This window comes from uncultured Pseudomonas sp. (assembly GCF_913774235.1).
Taxonomy (GTDB): Bacteria; Pseudomonadota; Gammaproteobacteria; order Pseudomonadales; family Pseudomonadaceae; genus Chryseomonas.
In genome coordinates this window covers 208,138-225,353 of record NZ_CAJYDW010000019.1, presented here as the reverse complement: position 1 = coordinate 225,353, position 17,216 = coordinate 208,138, and the positions used below count along the sequence as shown (strand labels likewise).

The 17,216-nt window shown below is 67.3% G+C and carries 11 protein-coding genes and 1 pseudogene; 8 read left to right on the top strand and 4 right to left on the bottom strand.

The genetic code is table 11. The features are described 5' to 3' along the window. Positions 1 to 15 precede the first annotated feature (15 nt). From QZ471_RS21575 to QZ471_RS21545, 7 genes are all read left to right on the top strand, one after another. Entirely contained in the window at positions 16 to 423 is a 408-nt protein-coding gene (locus tag QZ471_RS21575) for a biopolymer transporter ExbD (protein ID WP_295467686.1), read from the top strand. Positions 424 to 425: 2 nt separating this feature from the next. Then, on the top strand, positions 426 to 1,205 hold the full coding sequence (locus QZ471_RS21570; protein WP_295467684.1) for an energy transducer TonB: 780 nt from the start codon (positions 426 to 428) through the stop codon (positions 1,203 to 1,205). A 24-nt stretch (positions 1,206 to 1,229) separates the two neighbouring features. Continuing rightward, a complete protein-coding gene (locus tag QZ471_RS21565) occupies positions 1,230 to 3,518 on the top strand; it encodes a TonB-dependent receptor (RefSeq protein ID WP_295467682.1) in 2,289 nt (762 codons plus the stop codon). Positions 3,519 to 3,532: 14 nt separating this feature from the next. Further along, positions 3,533 to 4,183 carry a MotA/TolQ/ExbB proton channel family protein gene (locus QZ471_RS21560; RefSeq protein ID WP_295467680.1) on the top strand — a complete coding sequence of 217 codons (651 nt, stop codon included), beginning with the start codon at positions 3,533 to 3,535 and terminating at the stop codon, positions 4,181 to 4,183. Positions 4,184 to 4,239: 56 nt separating this feature from the next. Next, positions 4,240 to 4,794: a GNAT family N-acetyltransferase gene (locus QZ471_RS21555; protein ID WP_295467678.1), complete on the top strand. Its 555-nt coding sequence runs from the start codon at positions 4,240 to 4,242 to the stop codon at positions 4,792 to 4,794. Between the two features lie 75 nt (positions 4,795 to 4,869). Continuing rightward, complete coding sequence (locus QZ471_RS21550) at positions 4,870 to 5,877, top strand: NAD(P)-dependent alcohol dehydrogenase (RefSeq protein WP_295467676.1); 1,008 nt, start codon at positions 4,870 to 4,872, stop codon at positions 5,875 to 5,877. Positions 5,878 to 5,942: 65 nt separating this feature from the next. Next, positions 5,943 to 6,335: a response regulator gene (locus QZ471_RS21545; protein WP_295467674.1), complete on the top strand. Its 393-nt coding sequence runs from the start codon at positions 5,943 to 5,945 to the stop codon at positions 6,333 to 6,335. Position 6,336: 1 nt separating this feature from the next. Here the strand turns inward: QZ471_RS21545 and QZ471_RS21540 are convergent, their stop codons facing one another. Next, positions 6,337 to 6,720, bottom strand: coding sequence for a response regulator (locus tag QZ471_RS21540; protein WP_295467672.1), 384 nt, complete (start codon positions 6,718 to 6,720; stop codon positions 6,337 to 6,339). A 238-nt stretch (positions 6,721 to 6,958) separates the two neighbouring features. Here QZ471_RS21540 and QZ471_RS21535 point away from each other — a divergent pair, with 238 nt between their 5' ends. Further along, positions 6,959 to 10,300 (top strand): PAS domain S-box protein, encoded by a 3,342-nt coding sequence (locus tag QZ471_RS21535; RefSeq protein WP_295467670.1) that lies wholly within the window; start codon positions 6,959 to 6,961, stop codon positions 10,298 to 10,300. A 554-nt stretch (positions 10,301 to 10,854) separates the two neighbouring features. On the opposite strand, the pseudogene prpF reads toward QZ471_RS21535, so the two are convergent. The 3 genes and pseudogenes from prpF to QZ471_RS21520 all read right to left on the bottom strand — a co-directional run. Further along, positions 10,855 to 11,991, bottom strand: a pseudogene (prpF, locus tag QZ471_RS21530) (2-methylaconitate cis-trans isomerase PrpF); the annotation flags it as partial. A gap of 17 nt (positions 11,992 to 12,008) precedes the next feature. After that, positions 12,009 to 12,899 carry a YghX family hydrolase gene (gene yghX, locus QZ471_RS21525; protein ID WP_295467668.1) on the bottom strand — a complete coding sequence of 297 codons (891 nt, stop codon included), beginning with the start codon at positions 12,897 to 12,899 and terminating at the stop codon, positions 12,009 to 12,011. Positions 12,900 to 13,016: 117 nt separating this feature from the next. Further along, positions 13,017 to 17,135: a CheR family methyltransferase gene (locus QZ471_RS21520; RefSeq protein WP_295467666.1), complete on the bottom strand. Its 4,119-nt coding sequence runs from the start codon at positions 17,133 to 17,135 to the stop codon at positions 13,017 to 13,019. Between the last annotated feature and the right edge of the window lie 81 nt (positions 17,136 to 17,216).

Below are 17,216 nucleotides of genomic sequence, written 5' to 3'. Positions count from 1 at the left end.
CGGTAGACCCCGATCATGAAAGCCTGGGACGAACCCAAGAAGCGCAAGGCCCACATCGAACTCATCCCGATGATCGACGTGATGATGTTCCTGCTGGTGTTCTTCGTGCTGATCAGCCTCAACGTGATTCCCGCCCTGGGCATCAAGACCCAGTTGCCCGGCGCCAGCAGCGCCCAGCTACTCAAGCCACAGAACAAGGCCATCGTCACCCTGGCCGCCAACGGCGAGCTCCAGCTCGACGGTGAGGCCGTGACCCTGGCCGAGTTGCCGGAACGGCTCAAGGCCCAGGCCAAGCCCGACAGCCAGACCACCATCATCATCAACGGTGACAAGGAAGTCGCCATCGAGCGATTGGTGGAGGTGATGGACAGCCTGCGCCAGGGTGGCTTCAACGCCATCTCCATCGCCACCCGCAAGCGCTGACCATGTACGCCCTCTACCGCTCCCGTCACTTCCTCGGCTGGTTGCCGGCGCTGCTGGCGGCCGTGCTCATCGCCTGGACCCTGCAGCGGGTACCGCTGAAGATCGAGCCCCACTACGACGCCACCCCGGTGCAACTGGCCCTCGCCGAGCCGGAAGCCGACCCCGTGGCACCGCCGGTGCCGGTGGTGGAAACGCCGCCGCCCCCGCCGCCGACCGTGCAGCCCGAGCCCGAGCCAGAGGTGCCGCCGGTGGTCACCGAAGAACCGGTCGCCCCGCCGCCTCCGTCGCCCAAGCCGCACATCGAGCCCAAACCCCAGCCGAAACCGAAACCGCGGGTCGAGCCTCACCCCAAACCCGTGGCCAAGCCGCACCCGACCGAAGCCCCCGCTCCGGCCCCAACCAGAGTGGTGGAGACCGCCCCCCGGCCGGCACCGCCTGCCCCACCGGCGCCACCGCCACGACCGGCGGTGGATACCGGCGCCCTGGAAGGCGGCTATCTGCACGGCGTGCGCGATGACCTGGAGCGCTACAAGCAATACCCCAGCGGCCGCCAGGCGTCCCTGGAGCGCCCCAGCGGCAAGGTGGTGGTCTGGCTGCTCGTCGACCGCAACGGCAAGGTCCTCGACCGCGGCCTGGAAGAGCGCGCCAGCAGCATGCTGCTCAATCGCGCCGCCCTCACCAGCCTGGGACGCATCGAGCAGGTCAAGCCCTTCCCGGCGGAAGCCTTCGCCGGACGTAGCCAGCTGCGCATCACCGCCACCTTCGACTATTCGCCCCGTTAACTACCAGCCTTTCGAGGATTCGAGATGAACCGCAGTAAACTCTATCTCGCCATCATGGCGGCCAGTCTGGGCCCCGGCGTGGTCTGGGCCGATAACACCGCCGAACGCGACGTGGGCACCATCGGTGTCCAGGGCAACACCACCCTGGGCGGCGGCTACCTGCCCCCGGAGCAGAGCACCAAGTCACGCTCCACCATCACCCGCGAGGCGATGGACAAGCAGACCGCCACGGCCAACGCCATCGACCGCCTCCAATACACCCCCGGCCTACACATCACCAGCAACGACGCCACCGGCATCTCCGGCTTCAACTTCACCATGCGCGGCCTCGCCGCCAACCAGGTCGGCATGTCCGTCGACGGCATGCCGCTCAACGATTCGGGCAGCTACAGCCTCTACGCCAACCTGCTGGGCGATCCGGAGAACCTGGACCAGATCTTCGTCACCCAGGGCGCCTCGGAACTGGACGGCCCGCACATCGGCTCCAGTGGCGGCAACATCGGCCTCACCACCCTGCGGCCGACCAAGGACAGCGATGTCTTCGTCCAGCAGGCGGTCGGCAACAATGGCCTGACCAGGACCTTCGCCCGGCTCAACACCGGCGAGGTCAATGGCTTCAGCAACTGGCTGTCAGCCTCCCATACCGAGGGCGAGCTGTGGCGGGGCAAGGGCGCGGTGCGCGGCGACCGGGTGGAATTCAACAGCTTCTTCGACCAGGGCAACGGCAACACCGGCAACCTGATCCTCAAGTACTACCGCCAGGACAACGACGGCTACACCAAGCTGACCAAGGCCCAGTTCGAGCAATACGGCCGCAGCTACACCCCGGCGCCAGGCACGCCGGTGCGCGGCAGCAACGGCAAGATCGCCAGCTACTACGAGCTGGGCAAGAATCCCTTCGAGAACTTCAGCGCCGTCTTCAACGGCCATCTGCAGCTGCAGGACAACCTGGCGTTGACCCTCAACCCCTATTTCTATTGGGGCGATGGCAGCGGCAGCAGCTACTCCACCAGCGCCCTGAATCGCACCTCCGGCCGCAACGGCGTCTACGACCTGAGCAACCTCAACACCGCCGCGGGCTACGCCGCCGACGGCACGCCCAACTCCGGCGTCTACTATCGCCCCTCGCGCACCCAGACCTGGCGCCCGGGCATGACCACCAAACTGAACTGGGACGTCAACGACGCCCACAGCCTGCAATTCGGCTACTGGTTCGAAATCGCGCGCCAATCCCAGACCCAGCCCTTCATCCCGATCAACGCGGCAGGCAAGGCCGACGGCGACTTCTGGCCGGACGCCCGCAGCGTGGTGGATGCCAAGGGCAACCGGGTCCAGGGGCGCAATCGCTACACCGAGACCCCGGCGCAGAAGCTCTGGGTGCAGGACACCTGGACCCTGGCCCCGGACTGGACGCTGAACATCGGCACCGCCTACCAGCAGGTGGAACGCAAGGCCGACAACCACGGTGACCTGAGCACCCAGCCCTACCAGCGCTCGCGTACCTATGACGCCTTCCTGCCCAGCGCCGGCCTGAGCTACCAGCTCGATGCGCAGAACCAGCTGTTCTACAACATCAATCGCAACATGCGCGTGCCGGCCAACTACGTGCTGTACGACACCAGCCCCGACGCCCTCAACCTGCGCCCGGAAACCAGCTGGAACCAGGAATTGGGCTGGCGTCAGCAGCGCGAGACCATGGCCTTCTCGGCCAGCCTGTTCTTCCTCAAGTTCAAGGATCGCCAGGTGTCGTCCAAGGACATCAACGGCGACAGCGTCGACTTCAACGGCGGCGACGTCGACAACAGCGGCCTGGAGCTGGCCTGGAGCGGCCTCCTGCCCCACCATTTCAACTACTACACCTCCTACACCTACACCCGCTCCATCCAGCAGGACAACCTGCCGGTCTACTACAACGGCCAGCGCATCGAGCTGCCGACCAAGGGCAAGCAATTCGCCAACGTGCCGCGCAACATGCTGGCCGCCAACCTCGGCTGGGACAACGGCCGCTACTACGGCACCTTCGGCGGCAAGTACAGCAGCAAGCTCTACGGCGACCTGACCAATGACGAAAGCGTGCCGGGTGGCACGGTATTCAACCTGGGCGCCGGCATCTACCTGCCCACCGACAAGCGCTTCCTCAAGGAAGCCACCCTGCGCCTGAACGTCGACAACCTGTTCGACAAGAAGTACCTGGACGGCGTGGACAGCGTGCAGACCAACGCGGTCACCTACCAGCGCTATGCCGGTAGCAGCCCGATCTACAACGTCGCCGTGGAACGTACCGTGACCCTGTCCCTGGAAGGCCATTTCTGAGCCCGGAGCACCCCATGAATACCCAACTCCTGCACGACGCCACCTTCTACATCCTCTATGGCTGCATCGCCCTGGCGCTGTTCATCGCCATCGAACGGGGCCTGTTCTTCGCCTACACCCGTCGCCAGGCCGGACGCCTGGCGACGGCGCTGCTCCAGCGCGAGGTACAGCAGAGCGGTCGGCTACCGGCCGCCCTGGCCGAGCGACCTGGGCTGGCGGTCACCATGGTCGAGCCGATCCTGGCCCAGCGCGACCGGCTCGATCACCAGGCGCTGGAGGATCTGGTCGATACCCAGTACCTGGCCACCCGGGCACCGCTGGCGCGCAGCCTGTGGATCATCGAGACCATCACCACCGCCGCCCCGCTGCTGGGCCTGCTCGGTACCATCCTCGGCATCATCGACACCTTCAAGGCACTGGCTTCAGCCGGGGTGTCCGATCCGGGGCAGATCTCCGGTGGCATCGGCACGGCCCTGTTCGCCACCGGCCTGGGCATCGCCGTGGCCCTGATCTGCGTGGTCTTCCATAATTTCTTCCAGGACCGCCAGGAGCGCATCAACGAACAGCTCAAGATCGTGCTGATCCGGGCGCGTGGCGTCACCGGCTCGCTCACCCAGGCCGAGCGGACTGAAGAGCCGTCGCCCGCGCGGCTGCGCCAGGCGTGAATCGAGGACCTCGCGGCGCGCCGCGAGGACTCCCCTGCCTCTGCCGGAGGACCTCCATGCTGCCGCAACCGAGCCTGCTGACCGAACGTCTGGCGCTACGCCCCTGCCGCGAGCGGGACGTCCCCGCCCTGGTGGCCCTGGCCGGCGACCTGCGGATCGCCGCCACCACCGGCACCGTGCCCCATCCCTATACCCCAGCGGCCGCTTACGGCTGGCTGGCCACCCATGCCCCGGCCTGGACCGCCGACAGCCAGGTCCACTTCGCCATTGTCGATCGCTCTCTCGACGAACTGCGCGGCGTCATCTCGCTGCGCCGCGAGGGTGAGGGTATAGCCAATGTCGGCTACTGGATCGGCGTGCCCTATTGGGGCCACGGCCTGGCGACCGAAGCCTGCGCCACCCTGGTCGCCTTCGGCTTCGACCATTGGGCGCTGAGGGCCATCAACGGTCGCCACCTGCCGGAGAATCCCGCCTCGGGTCGAGTCCTGCTCAAGAACGGCTTCATCCGCCAGGGACGGGTCCGCGCCCTGTTCCCCTTGCGTGGCGGTGAGGAGGAGCTGGACAGCTACCAGTTGACCCGCGAACTCTGGCTGACTCGTCTGCTGGATTGAATTCCCGCGCGGCGCCTGGGGTCCCTTCTGGATCGGCCGGCCAACCGCGGCCTGCCCCCCCTGAGGAGACCTGACATGCATGCCATACGCCTACGCAAACCCGGTGGACTCGATCAGTTGGAAAGCTGCGAGCTGCCCGATCCCGGCCAGCCCGGTGCCGGCGAGATCCGCGTCCGCATCAAGGCCAGTTCGCTGAACTTCCATGACCTCGGCGTCGTGCTCGGCAAGATGCCCGCCGCCGACGGTCGTATCCCCATGTCCGATGGCGCCGGGGTGGTCGAGGCCGTAGGATCGGGCGTCAGTGAGTTCGCCGTAGGCGATTCCGTGGTCTCCACCTTCTTCCCCACCTGGCTCGACGGCGAACCGCCCCTCGACGACTTTTCCACCACGCCGGGCGATGGCGTCGACGGCTTCGCCTGCGAGGTGGTGGTGCGCCCGGCCACGGCCTTCACCCGCGCACCCCGGGGCTACAGTCATGCCGAGGCGGCGACCCTGACCACCGCCGGCCTCACCGCCTGGCGTGCCCTGGTGGTGAACGGTGGCCTCAAGGCCGGCGACAGCGTGCTGGTGATGGGCACCGGTGGCGTGTCCATCTTCGCCCTGCAACTGGCCAAGGCCATGGGCGCCACGGTGATCGCCACCTCCTCCTCGGACGAGAAGCTGCAGCGCGCCTATGCCCTGGGCGCCGATCACCTGATCAATTACCGCGACGAGCCGGAATGGGGAGCCAAGGTGCGGACCATCACCGGCGGTCGCGGGGTGGACATCGTGGTGGAAGTCGGCGGGCCGGCGACTCTGGCGCAGTCGATCCAGGCCGCCCGTATCCACGGCCACCTGGCGCTGATCGGGGTGCTCACCGGCGTCGAGGGCCAGGTCCCCACCGCCAACCTGATGCGCCGCCACCAGCGCCTGCAGGGCCTGATCGTCGGCAGTCGCCGCCATCAGCAGGAGATGATCCGCGCCCTGGAGAGTACCGGGATCAAGCCGGTGATCGACCGCCACTACCCCTTGGCGGAAATCGCCCAGGCCTTCGCCTTCCAGAAGGACGGCAGCCACTTCGGCAAGATCGTCCTGGATATATAAATTAGTCATACCATAAAACTGCTAAGCTTCCGGAAGTCGCCCTCGCGTGAATTCCGGAACGCTCGATGAATCCAGTCAGCGCCCTTCCCTATGCCGTCGTCATCGAAGACAACGCGCTGCTCGGCGAACTGCTGGGCAATCACCTCGAAGCCAGCCTGGGCTGGACCTGCCTGAGGTTCGACACGGCCGACGAAGCCCTGGTGCAGCTGCTGCAGCGGCCGGCGCCGCCGGCCCTGCTGGTCACCGACCACCTCATGCCCGGCCAGCTGAGCGGGGGTGAACTGGTGCAGCTGCTGAGTCAGCGCTGGCCGGACCTGCCCATGCTGATCACCTCGGGCTACGGCTACGAGATCACCACCAGGCTGCCGCCGCGGGTGGTCTTCCTGCAGAAGCCCTGGCGGCTCGACGAGGTGGATGCGGCAGTCCGCCTGGCCCAGACGCGCCAGGCACAAGACTAGGCTAGATGCCGAGCTGGTGGCAGGCGTCCAGCAACTGGTCGATGGTCCAGGGCTTGGCGAGGAACAGTGCGCGCTCTTCGCGCTCGGCGTACTGCTGGCCGGTATAGCCGGAAGAGACCAGGATGGGCAGCTCGGTAAAGCGCTGGCGTACCTGCCTGGCCAGGGCCAGGCCATCGAGGCGCCCCGGCATGCGCACATCGGTGAAGAGCAGGTTCGGTGGCGTGGGATCGTCGTCCAGCCAGGCCCAGGCCGCATCGGCGGTGGCGAAGGACTGCACGGCGTAGCCTTCCATCTCGAACACCTCCGTCGCCAGGGAACGCAGCACCGGATCGTCCTCGACGACCAGCACGGTGGTAACGGCAGCGGGTGTTATTGCATCGGTCATGGCAACGCTACTTCATTAGTACGACTAATATGGACCGACTTTACCTGACTTGGATCACAGGATGCGGATGAACGGCTGGTCGCTACCCCTCCGCACCTGTCTGATGCGCCAGCGACGACTTAATTCCCGACCGCTCGGAAAAATTTGCCGGAATCCCTGCGTCTCGCCGGACTCTCTTATCTAGGATTTCCAGGCTTCACACTCTCAGGTACCGGCTACCCTCCGCCCCGACGACCCCATGGCTGAACAGACTCCCTCCTACGCTGACCTCCAGGCGGAAGTGCACCGCCTCCGCGTCGCCCTCGACGCCCGCTGCGCCCTGCAGCCGCAGGATACCCAGCGGCGCCTGGCGATCTTCGATGGCGCCATCGACTTCGCCATGATCGTGCTCGACCCCAAGGGCATCATCACCGATTGGAACAGTGGTGCCGAACGCCTGCTGGGCTGGACCGCCGAGGAGATGCGTGGCAGCCCGGCCGAGCGCTTCTTCACCCCGGAAGACAATAGCAACGACCGCGCCGGCCTGGAAATGCGGCTGGCGCTACGCGACGGTCGGGCCGAGGACGAGCGCTGGCACCTGCGCCGCGACGGGGCACGCTTCTGGGCCAGCGGCGAGATGCACCCGCTGCACGACGACGCCGGTCGCCATACCGGCTTCGTCAAGATCCTGCGCGATCGCACCGCCCAGCACCTGGCCGGCGAAGCCCTGCGCGCCAGCGAACTCAGCCTCGGCGACGTCCAGCGGCGCCTGCTGGAAAGCGAGCGCTACTGGCGCGACCTGTTCGAACAACTGGAGGAAGGTTTCATCCTCGGCACCATCCTGCGCGATGAACAGGGACGGGGACGGGATTGGCGCTACGACCAGGTCAACCGCGCCTGGTCGAACCACTTCGGGCTGAGCGCGGAGCAAACCGTCGGCCGTAGCGCTCGTGAACTCTTTCCCGGGCTGGAAGACAGCTGGGTGGAGGATTTCACCCGGGTGGTCGATACCGGCCAGTCGTTCAGCTACGTGCGGCAATTCCACCACGACGGGCGCTGGTACGAAGGCCATGCGCACAAGGCCGGCCCGGATAGCTTCCTGGTGCTGTTCCTGGAGGTCACCGAACGGGAGCTGGCTGCCCAGGCCAAGCGCCACGAAGAGCGCTATCGCCTGGCGCTGCTGGAACTCGGCGAGCGCTTCAGTCACCTCGACGACATCGCGGCCGTCACCGAGGTGGCCTGCGCCACCCTGGGCACCACCCTCGGCGCCCACCTGGTCGGCTATGGCCTGGTGGACGCCGACGCCGAAACCATCACCGTGGCGCGCGACTGGACCGTCCCGGGCGCCCGGAGTCTGGTGGGCACCCTGAATTTCCGCGACTACGGCAGCTATATCGAGGACTTCAAGCGCGGCGAGACGGTGGTGATCGAAGACGTCCGGGAAGATCCCCGTACCCGCGACAACCTCGCCGCCCTGCAGACCCTGGACACCCGCGCCTTCGTCAACACTCCGCTGTTCGAGCACCACCGCTTCGTCGCCCTGCTCTACGTCAGCTCCCGCACGCCGCGCCAGTGGGCGCCCCACGAACTCCAGTTCATCCGCGAAGTCGCCAGTCGCACCCGCTCGGCCACCGCGCGCCTCACCGCGGAGCACGCGCTGCACGACAGTGAGATGAACCTGCGCCTAGTGGCCGACACCCTGCCCTGCCTGATCGCCTTCGTCGATCGCCAGCTGATCTATCGCTTCGCCAACGCCGAGGCGCCCAGGTGGTTCAAGGAGGCCCCCGATAACCTCGTCGGGCGCAGCATGCCCGAGGTCTTCTCGCCCGCGCTGTTCGCCGCCCGCCAGCAAGCCATCCAGGCCGCCCTGGACGGCACCCCGGCGCGCCTCGACCTGCCCTGGCCCTGGCCGGATGGCCGCCGCCGCATCGCCGACATCCACTACCGGCCACGGCGCGATGCCCGAGGCGCCGTGGACGGCTTCTACGTCTTCGCCCAGGACGTCACCACCCAGCGTGACGCCCAGGCGCTGATCCAGGCGCAGAACCTGAGTCTCAGCCAGGAGGTACAGGCCCGCACCGCCGAGCGCGACCGGCTCTGGGCGCTCAGCGAAGACCTGCTGCTGGTGGCCGATTTCACCGGGCAGCTGTTGCGGGTGAGTCCGTCCTGGTCCCGGCACCTGGGTTATTCCGAAGCGGAACTGCTCAGCCGGCCCTACACCGAACTCATCCATCCCGACGACCTGCCGAAGGTGCTGGCGGCCCTCGACGAGCTGCGTCGCAGCGGCCTGCCGGCGCGGCTGGAGAATCGTGTGCTGGCGGCCAGCGGTAGCTGGCACTGGCTCTCCTGGACACTCTCCCTGGACCCCGATCAAGACCACCTCACCGGCGCCGGGCGCGACATCACACGCGAAAAGGAAGCCGCCGAGGCCCAGGCGTTGCTGGAAGAGCAACTGCGCCAATCGCAGAAGATGGAGGCGGTCGGCCAGCTCACCGGCGGTCTGGCCCACGACTTCAACAACCTGCTCGCCGGCATCGTCGGCAGTCTCGACCTGCTCACCGTGCGCATCGGCCAGGGCCGCCTGAACGATCTCGAACGCTATACCACCGCCGCCCAGGGTGCCGCCATTCGCGCCGCCGCCCTCACCCACCGGCTGCTGGCCTTCTCCCGCCGGCAGACGCTGGACCCCAAGCCCACCGACATCAATCGCCTGGTGGCCGGCATGGAAGACCTGATCCGCCGCACCGTGGGCCCGGCGATCCAGATCGAGGTGGTGGCGGCCAGCGATCTCTGGTCGACCCTGGTCGATCCACCGCAGCTGGAAAACGCCCTGCTCAATCTCTGCATCAACGCCCGCGACGCCATGCCCGAAGGCGGTCGCATCTACATCGAGACCGCCAACCGTGCCCTGGATGCGCGCATGGGGCGCATGCGCGACCTGGAGCCCGGCGAATACATCGCCCTCTCCGTGACCGACAACGGCTGCGGCATGCCGCCCGAGGTGATCGCCAAGGCCTTCGACCCCTTCTTCACCACCAAGCCCATCGGCGTCGGCACCGGCCTGGGCCTGTCGATGATCTATGGTTTCGTCCGCCAGTCCGGTGGCCAGGCGCGCATCCATTCCCAGGTCGACCAGGGCACCAGCGTCACCCTGTTCCTGCCGCGCCACCGCGAGGCCGCCGTCAGCGCCGAGCGAGCCGCCAGCCAACCGGCGCTGCCCCGCGTCGGCCACGGCGAGACGGTACTGGTGGTGGACGACGAGCCCACGGTAAGGATGCTGGTCACCGAGGTCCTCGAAGAACTGGGCTACGCCGCCCTGGAAGCGGCCGACGCCAGCTCCGGGCTACGGCTGCTGGAGTCCGACGTGCGCATCGACCTGCTGGTCAGCGACGTCGGCCTGCCCGGCGGGATGAACGGCCGGCAGATGGCCGACGCCGCCCGCCAGCACCGCCCGGGACTCAAGGTACTGTTCATCACCGGCTACGCCGAAAACGCCGTGATCGGCAACGGCCACCTGGAGCCCGGCATGCACGTGATGACCAAGCCCTTCGCCATGGACGCCCTGGCGATCCGTATCCGCGATTTGATCGAAGGGACCTGAAGCACCCACGGCGTCCCTCGGTTGGCCCTGGGCGCAGTGCGGCCCAACGCTGCCTGTATCCAGCAGGACGCTGTGCGGATCGCGGCCATGGGCCGCTCCTACAGGCACGGAAGCTACTGTAGGAGCGGCCGCATCGGCGGACCGCCATGGCCGCGATAAGACAAGAGCCCTACTCCCTTTAGGAGCAGCTGTACAACGGCTTTACGGATACAGCACGTAGCGTGGAAAACGGCGCAGCCTTTTCCACTGGCGGCTTCGTGGCGAGGGGGCACCCTCACCCCAACCCTCTCCCGAGGGGAGAGGGGGCTATCCGAGCAGGCGTTCGGTGACCTCAGGCCGGCAACATCACGATCAGCCAGCAAGCCTCCACCCGTAGGAGCGGCCGCCTCGGCGGACCGCCACGGCCGCGATAAGACCGAAGGATTGCGCCGTCGCCGTCACAGGCGCCGGACTTGACCGCCCCCTCTCCCCCTGGGAGAGGGCTGGGGTGAGGGCGCCTGGGCGCAGGGTTTCAGTCTTGTTGGGCGCGCCCCATGCAGCGCACTAGCCCCCGCCGGTACCCGCACCCAGCCTTCCATGAGTCGCCGGGCGCTGCGGCTCATGATGGCCTTTTCCACCTGCCAGTTGCCCGCGACCTCGCGGGCCTGGGCGCCGACCGTGACGACGCCGGCGGTATGGCCGATGCGCACCTGGCGGCCGGCGAGGTCACCGGTCAGCTGGTTGACCAGGGTACCGGGCAACGCCGCGGCTACGGACACCGCGACCGCACCGGTGCCGGGGATGGCATGGTGCAACTGGCCCATGGAGATCATGCGAGCGATGAGATCGAGTTCGTCCGCTTGCAGCTGTTTGCCACCGGCCACCCGATAGGTCTGCGGCGGGGCGATCAGGCACAGCTTGGGCGTGTGCGGGCGCTCCGCGGTGGCCTGGGCGGCGCTGGCGGCCAGGCCCATGGCCACGGCACCGGCGGCCCGCAGCTGCTCCAGGCGCTGCAGCAATTCCGCATCGCCGTTGACCTGCGCCTGGGTCTCGGTACCCTTGAGGCCGAGCGACTCGGCGCGGGCGAAGATGGTCGGATTGCCGGCGTTGAGCAGCGTCACGGCGACCACGCCGAGGCCAGGGACCTCCAGCTCGTCGAGGACTCGGCCGGTAGGCAGCACGCTGCCATCGCTGCCGGCCGGATCGAGGAATTCGAGCACCACTTCGGCGGCCGGGAAGGCCACGCCGTCGAAGCGGAAGTCGCCCTCCTCCTGCACCTCGCCGTTCACCATGGGTACCCGGGCGAGGATGCACTTGCCGAGGTTGGCCTGCCAGATGCGCACCGTGGCCAAACCGTCCCGTGGGGCCTGGACCAGGCCCTCGCTGATAGCGAAGGGGCCGACGGCGGCGCTGAGATTGCCGCAATTGCCCGACCAGTCGATCACCGGCGCCTCGATGGCCGGCGCGCCGAACAGGTAGTCGACGTCGCAGTCCGGGCGGCAGGACGGGGCGATCACTACCACCTTGCTGGTGCTGGAGGTGGCGCCGCCCATTCCGTCGATCTGTTTGCCATAGGGATCGGGACTGCCGATCACCCGTAGCAACAGGGCATCGCGAGCGGGGCCGGCAGGTGGCAGGTCGCGGGCATGGAAGAACACCCCCTTGCTGGAACCGCCGCGCATATAGACGGCGGGAATACGCTGTTGCGGCATCGGCTTCTCCGTCGATGTCAGGCGAGGTAACGCCCGAACCAGCCCAGGGTACGTTCCCAGGCCAGCTTGGCCGCGGCTTCGTCGTAGCGCGGCGTGGAATCATTGTGGAAGCCGTGGGTGGTGCCCGGATAGCGCTGCACCTCGAAGGTCTTGCCCTGGGCCTTGAGCGCGGCTTCGTAGGCGGCGGCGCCTTCGTTGATGCGCGGATCGTTCTCGGCGTAGTGGATCAGCAGCGGCGCCTTGATCTGCGCCACCTCCTCCACACGCGGCTGGCGGCCGTAGAAGGGTACCGCCGCGGCCAGTTCGGGATAGGCCACGGCGGCGGCATTGGCCACCCCGCCGCCATAGCAGAAGCCGGTGATGCCGACCTTGCCGGTGCTGAATTCATGACTCATCAGGGTTTCCACCGCGGCGAAGAAGTCGTTCATCAACTTCGCGGGATCGACCTGCTGCTGCAGCTCGCGACCCTTGTCGTCATTGCCGGGATAGCCGCCCATCGACGTCAGGCCATCCGGTGCCAGAGCCAGGTAGCCGGCCTTGGCCAGGCGCCGGGCGACGTCCTCGATATAGGGATTGAGCCCACGATTCTCGTGCACCACCACCACCGCCGGCACCTTGCCGCTGGCTTTGGCCGGCCGCACCAGGTAGCCGCGCACCCGCCCATGGCCCTGGGGCGAGGGGTAGTAGACGTATTCGGCGACGATGTCCGGATCGGTGAATTCCACCTGGGTAGCCAGGGCGTAGTTGGGGCTCAACGCCGCCAGCACCCCGGTGGCCGACAGCCCCAGTACCGCGGCGCAGGCGCCGGCGCGGTCGAGGAAGTCGCGCCGGCTGATGCGGCCATGGACGTAGAAGTCGTAGAGTTCGAGCAGTTCGGGCGAGAAATCCTTGGCGGTGAGGCGGGTCATCGCGGTGCTCCTCTGGCGGGAATCGGGGCGTCCGACCCGGATGGGTCGGCGCCCCGGCTGGAGCCGAGTGTGCCGTGAATCGTCTGACTATGTCACCACCCGCGCAGCGCTCCGGCTTCAGCCGGACGCCCGCAATTCGTGCAGCACGGCGATCAGCGCCTCGAAGCTGACCGGCTTGTTCAGGTGCCGGGCGAAGCCCGCCGCCCGCGCCTTGTCGACATCCAGCCGCGAGCCATAGCCGGACAGCGCCACCGCCGGGGTGCCGACGTTGCGGTCGCCGCTGCGGATCTGGCGCAGGAATTCATGGCCGTCCATTTCCGGCATACCGATGTCGGAGAGGATGACGTCGAAGTCCTGGGCCTGGGCCAGCGCCAGGCCGCCGCGGGATTCGGTGGCCGCGGTGACCGCCACGCCTTCTTCCTCCAGCAGCAGTTGCAGGGTCTCGACGATGTCGGGAGAGTCGTCCACCAGTAGCACCCGCAGCCCGGCCACGGAGCGGCCGTCGGTACGGGGCTCCGCCGCGCAGGGCCGCTCGCCCTGGCACAACGGCAGCCAGACGCTGAACTGGGCACCCTGGCCGAGCCCCGCGGAATGGGCCTCGATGCGCCCGCCGTGGGCCTCCACCAGTTGCTTGACCAGCGCCAGCCCTATGCCCAGACCGTGCTGGGCGCGCGCGGTATATTTCATTTCCGCCTGGCCGAACATCTCGAACACCCGCGGCAGGAAGTCGGGAGCTATGCCCTGGCCGGTATCCCTGACGTCCAGCCGTGCGTCCTCGCCGTCCACCCCCAGGGCGATCTCCACCTGGCCACCGGCCGGAGTGAACTTGATGGCGTTGTTGAGCAGGTTCCAGACGATCTGGCCGATGCGGGTGGCGTCCGCCCGGACATACAGCGGGGTCTTGGGCAACTGCACGCAGCTGACCTCGACCTCCCCCGCGAGCGGCCTGACCACCTCGGCGATCTCGCGCAACTGCTGGGCCAGGTCCAGGCTCTGCCGCTCCAGCTTGAGCTTGCCGGTGCGGATGCGCGACAGGTCCAGCAGGTCGTCGATGATCTGCGCCTGGCTGCGTACCGCGCGCTGGATGGCCTCGGTGGCCCGGCGCGCCAGGGGCACGTCGCGCAGCACCGGGGAGCGGGTCAGCAGCTCGCTGTTGAGCTGGATCAGATTGAGCGGGTGCTTGAGCTCATGGGACATCACCGCGAAGAACTCGTCCTTGAGCTGCCCCAGGGCGCGCTGCTGGGCCTGCTGGGTGGCCGCCTCGCTGGAACGCACGTGGTCAGCGGTGGCGTCGCGGGCGATCTTGGCGTAGCCCCGCCCGCCGGAGGCATTGCTCATGCGGCTGAGTACCCCGGTGCAATACAGGCGACTGCCGTCCTTGCGCCTCAGCCAGCGCTCGTCCTGGGCCGCGCCGTGCTCGTCGGCCTGGCGCATTTCCGCTTCCGGCACCTGGGCGGCGACGTCTTCCGGGGTGAAGATCAGCTCCACCGGCTGGCCCAGGGCCTCGCGCTCGCTGTAGCCGAACAGCCGGGTGGCGCCGCCGTTCCAGCTGTTGATGATGCCGGCGGCGTCCAGGGTGACGATGGCGTAGTCCTGGATGTTCTGCGCCACCAGGCGCATGTTCTCCTCGCCGGCGCGGGCGCGATCCTGGGCCAGGCGCCGCTCGGTGACGTCGATGAAGGTCAGCACCGCGCCCTCGATGCGATCCTCGGCGGTGCGGTAGGGCAGCAGCCGCGCCAGGTACCAGTGCTCGTCGTGGCTGCGCACTTCACGCTCGATCAGCCCGAGGGATTCGAACACCTGGTTGGCATCGGCGGCCAGTTCCGGGTAGTCCAGCCGGTGAGTGATGTCCAGCAGCGACCGCCCGGTGTCGCTGACGATGATGTTGAAGATGCTGGCGGCGCGCGGGGTGAATCTCTTGATGCGCATGCCGCGATCAACGAACACCGTGGCGATGTCGGTGGAGGTGATGAGGTTCTGCAGATCGTCGTTGATCTTGCCGGTTTCCTCGATCTTGGATTTCAGCTCGTAGTTGACGGTGATCAGCTCTTCGTTGATCGATTGCAACTCTTCCTTGCTGGTCTCCAGCTCCTCGGTGGCCGAGCGCAATTCCTCGTTGATCGCCTGCAATTCCTCGTTGGAGGCCTTGAGTTCTTCGGTGGAGGTCTCGGATTGCTCGATGGTCAGCTGCAACTGCTCCTTGGTGCGCTGCAACTCGGCTTCCAGCTGGGTGAGGACGCTGTCCTTGGCCTCGGTGTGGTCACTGGTGGAATCGGTGCTCATGACGTCTTCGACTTCGTCGAACAGCACCAGCAGGTAGTCGGTGCTGGTGTCGCTGTCGCGGAAGGGCCGTACCACCATGTTGATGTAGTAGCTGCGCTCGTCGCGCTGGATGTGCACGCGGCGCGCCTCGACGCTCTTGTTGCTCTGCAGCGCCTGGAACAGCGCGGTACGCAGCTCCAGGCGCAGCTCCTCGAGCACCAGCGCCGGCAGGTTGTAGCTGGGCTCGCCGCCGACGTAGCGCAGGAAGCGCCCGGCCCGCTCGGACAGGTGCACGATGTTGGATTCGCGGTCGACGATAATGCTCGGCGGAGCGTACTGCTCCAGTACCCGCTGGTGCACCTCGGCGAAGGATACCTTCTTGCGCCGGCCCACCTGGTGCGGTGGCAGGCGCACGCTGTGGATCCCCGGGTTGAGGTTGAGCATGGGCGTCGGGCGGCCCACGCTGGTGGTGTGCTTGGCGCGGTAGATGCGGTTCTTCTTGTCCACCGTGGCGAACAGGCTGCTCTGCACGTCGGCCGACTCGGAGCTGCCGAGGAACAGGTAGCCACCCGGCTTGAGGGCGAAGTGGAAGGTGTGCAGGATCTCGGCCTGCACCTCGCGATCCAGGTAGATCAGCAGGTTGCGGCAGCTGATGAGGTCGAGGCGGGAAAACGGTGGATCGCTGAGCAGGTTGTGCTGGGCGAACAGCACCTTCTCGCGCAGCTCCTTCTTCACCCGGTACTGGTTCTGCTCCTTGAGCAGGTGCTGACGAAGCCGGGCGGGGGCGACGTCGGTGACGATGGAACCGGGATAGACGCCATGGCGAGCCAGCGCCAGGGCCTGCTCGTCGAGATCGGTGGCGAACACCTGCAACCGCGCGCCGGACTGGCACAGCTCGGCCTGCTCGGTCAGCAACATGGCCAGGGAGTAGGCCTCTTCGCCACTGGAGCAGGCCGCGCTCCAAATGCGCAGCTCCTGGTCGTCTTCGTTGCCCGGCAGGTGCTCGAACAACTCCGGGATGACATAGCGCTCCAGGGCTTCGAAGGCTTCACGGTCGCGGAAGAAGTTGGTCACGCCGATGAGCATGTCCTTGAGCAGCGCCGGGGTTTCCTCGGGATGGTCATGGAGAAAGCCGGCGTAGGCGGGCATGTCGGCGATGGCGTTGACCTGCATGCGCCGCTCCACCCGGCGCAGCACCGTGGCGGTCTTGTACTGCTTGAAGTTGTGTCCGGTGCGGGTGCGCAACAGGGTGAGGATGTCGCGCAGCGCCAGTTGCATGGCCTTGCTCGACGGCCCCGGCACTCGCGACTCCAGGTCCAGCTGGCGCAGCTCGCCTTGGTTGAGGGTGCTGAGGGTCGTGGCCAGCTCCAGCAGCTTCTGCGGCATCTCTACCACCGGCAGCACGAAGTCCACCACCCCGGCGGCGATGGCGCTACTGGGCATGGAATCGAACTCGGCGTCTTCCGGCGCCTGGGCCAGGGTCACCCCGCCCTGCTCCTTGACCCGACCGAGGCCTACCGAGCCGTCGGCGCCGTTGCCGGAGAGGACGATGGCGATGGCGCGGGTCTTGTGCACCTCGGCCAGGGCGCGGAAGAACAGGTCCACCGCTACGTGATCGCCCTGGGGCCGCTCCGCCGGACTCAGGCGCAGATAGCCATCGTTCATGGTCAGGTCGGCGCCGGGCGGAATCACATAGACGTGCTCGGCCTGGATGGGTACCGGCTGGGTGACTTGCCGTACCGGCAGGCGGGTCGCGCGCTGCAGGATTCGGTCGAGATTGCTCTGGTGCTCGGGCGACAGATGCATCACCACCACGAAGGTCAGGCCACAATCCGCCGGCAGGGCCTCGAAGAAGCGCAGCAGGGCCTGGATACCGCCAGCGGAGGCACCGATGCCCACCACCGGAAACGGCAGGTCGCTCGGGGTCAGGTGCCTGGAGTCGTTGGGTTTGGCCACATCCGCCTGGTTGCTCATCTATCCGCCGTCTGAAAATCCATGAGAATTCGTGGTTGCCACGAGCGCCGCGGCCAGGTCGTCCATCCTTTTCGCACGGAA

What these genes read in the sequence shown, in the direction of transcription:
- QZ471_RS21575 (WP_295467686.1), top strand. Translation starts at nt 16, where the DNA reads ATGAAAGCCTGGGACGAACCCAAGAAGCGCAAGGCCCACATCGAACTC.
- QZ471_RS21570 (WP_295467684.1), top strand. Translation starts at nt 426, where the DNA reads ATGTACGCCCTCTACCGCTCCCGTCACTTCCTCGGCTGGTTGCCGGCG.
- QZ471_RS21565 (WP_295467682.1), top strand. Translation starts at nt 1,230, where the DNA reads ATGAACCGCAGTAAACTCTATCTCGCCATCATGGCGGCCAGTCTGGGC.
- QZ471_RS21560 (WP_295467680.1), top strand. Translation starts at nt 3,533, where the DNA reads ATGAATACCCAACTCCTGCACGACGCCACCTTCTACATCCTCTATGGC.
- QZ471_RS21555 (WP_295467678.1), top strand. Translation starts at nt 4,240, where the DNA reads ATGCTGCCGCAACCGAGCCTGCTGACCGAACGTCTGGCGCTACGCCCC.
- QZ471_RS21550 (WP_295467676.1), top strand. Translation starts at nt 4,870, where the DNA reads ATGCATGCCATACGCCTACGCAAACCCGGTGGACTCGATCAGTTGGAA.
- QZ471_RS21545 (WP_295467674.1), top strand. Translation starts at nt 5,943, where the DNA reads ATGAATCCAGTCAGCGCCCTTCCCTATGCCGTCGTCATCGAAGACAAC.
- QZ471_RS21540 (WP_295467672.1), bottom strand. Translation starts at nt 6,720, where the DNA reads ATGACCGATGCAATAACACCCGCTGCCGTTACCACCGTGCTGGTCGTC.
- QZ471_RS21535 (WP_295467670.1), top strand. Translation starts at nt 6,959, where the DNA reads ATGGCTGAACAGACTCCCTCCTACGCTGACCTCCAGGCGGAAGTGCAC.
- yghX (WP_295467668.1), bottom strand. Translation starts at nt 12,899, where the DNA reads ATGACCCGCCTCACCGCCAAGGATTTCTCGCCCGAACTGCTCGAACTC.
- QZ471_RS21520 (WP_295467666.1), bottom strand. Translation starts at nt 17,135, where the DNA reads ATGAGCAACCAGGCGGATGTGGCCAAACCCAACGACTCCAGGCACCTG.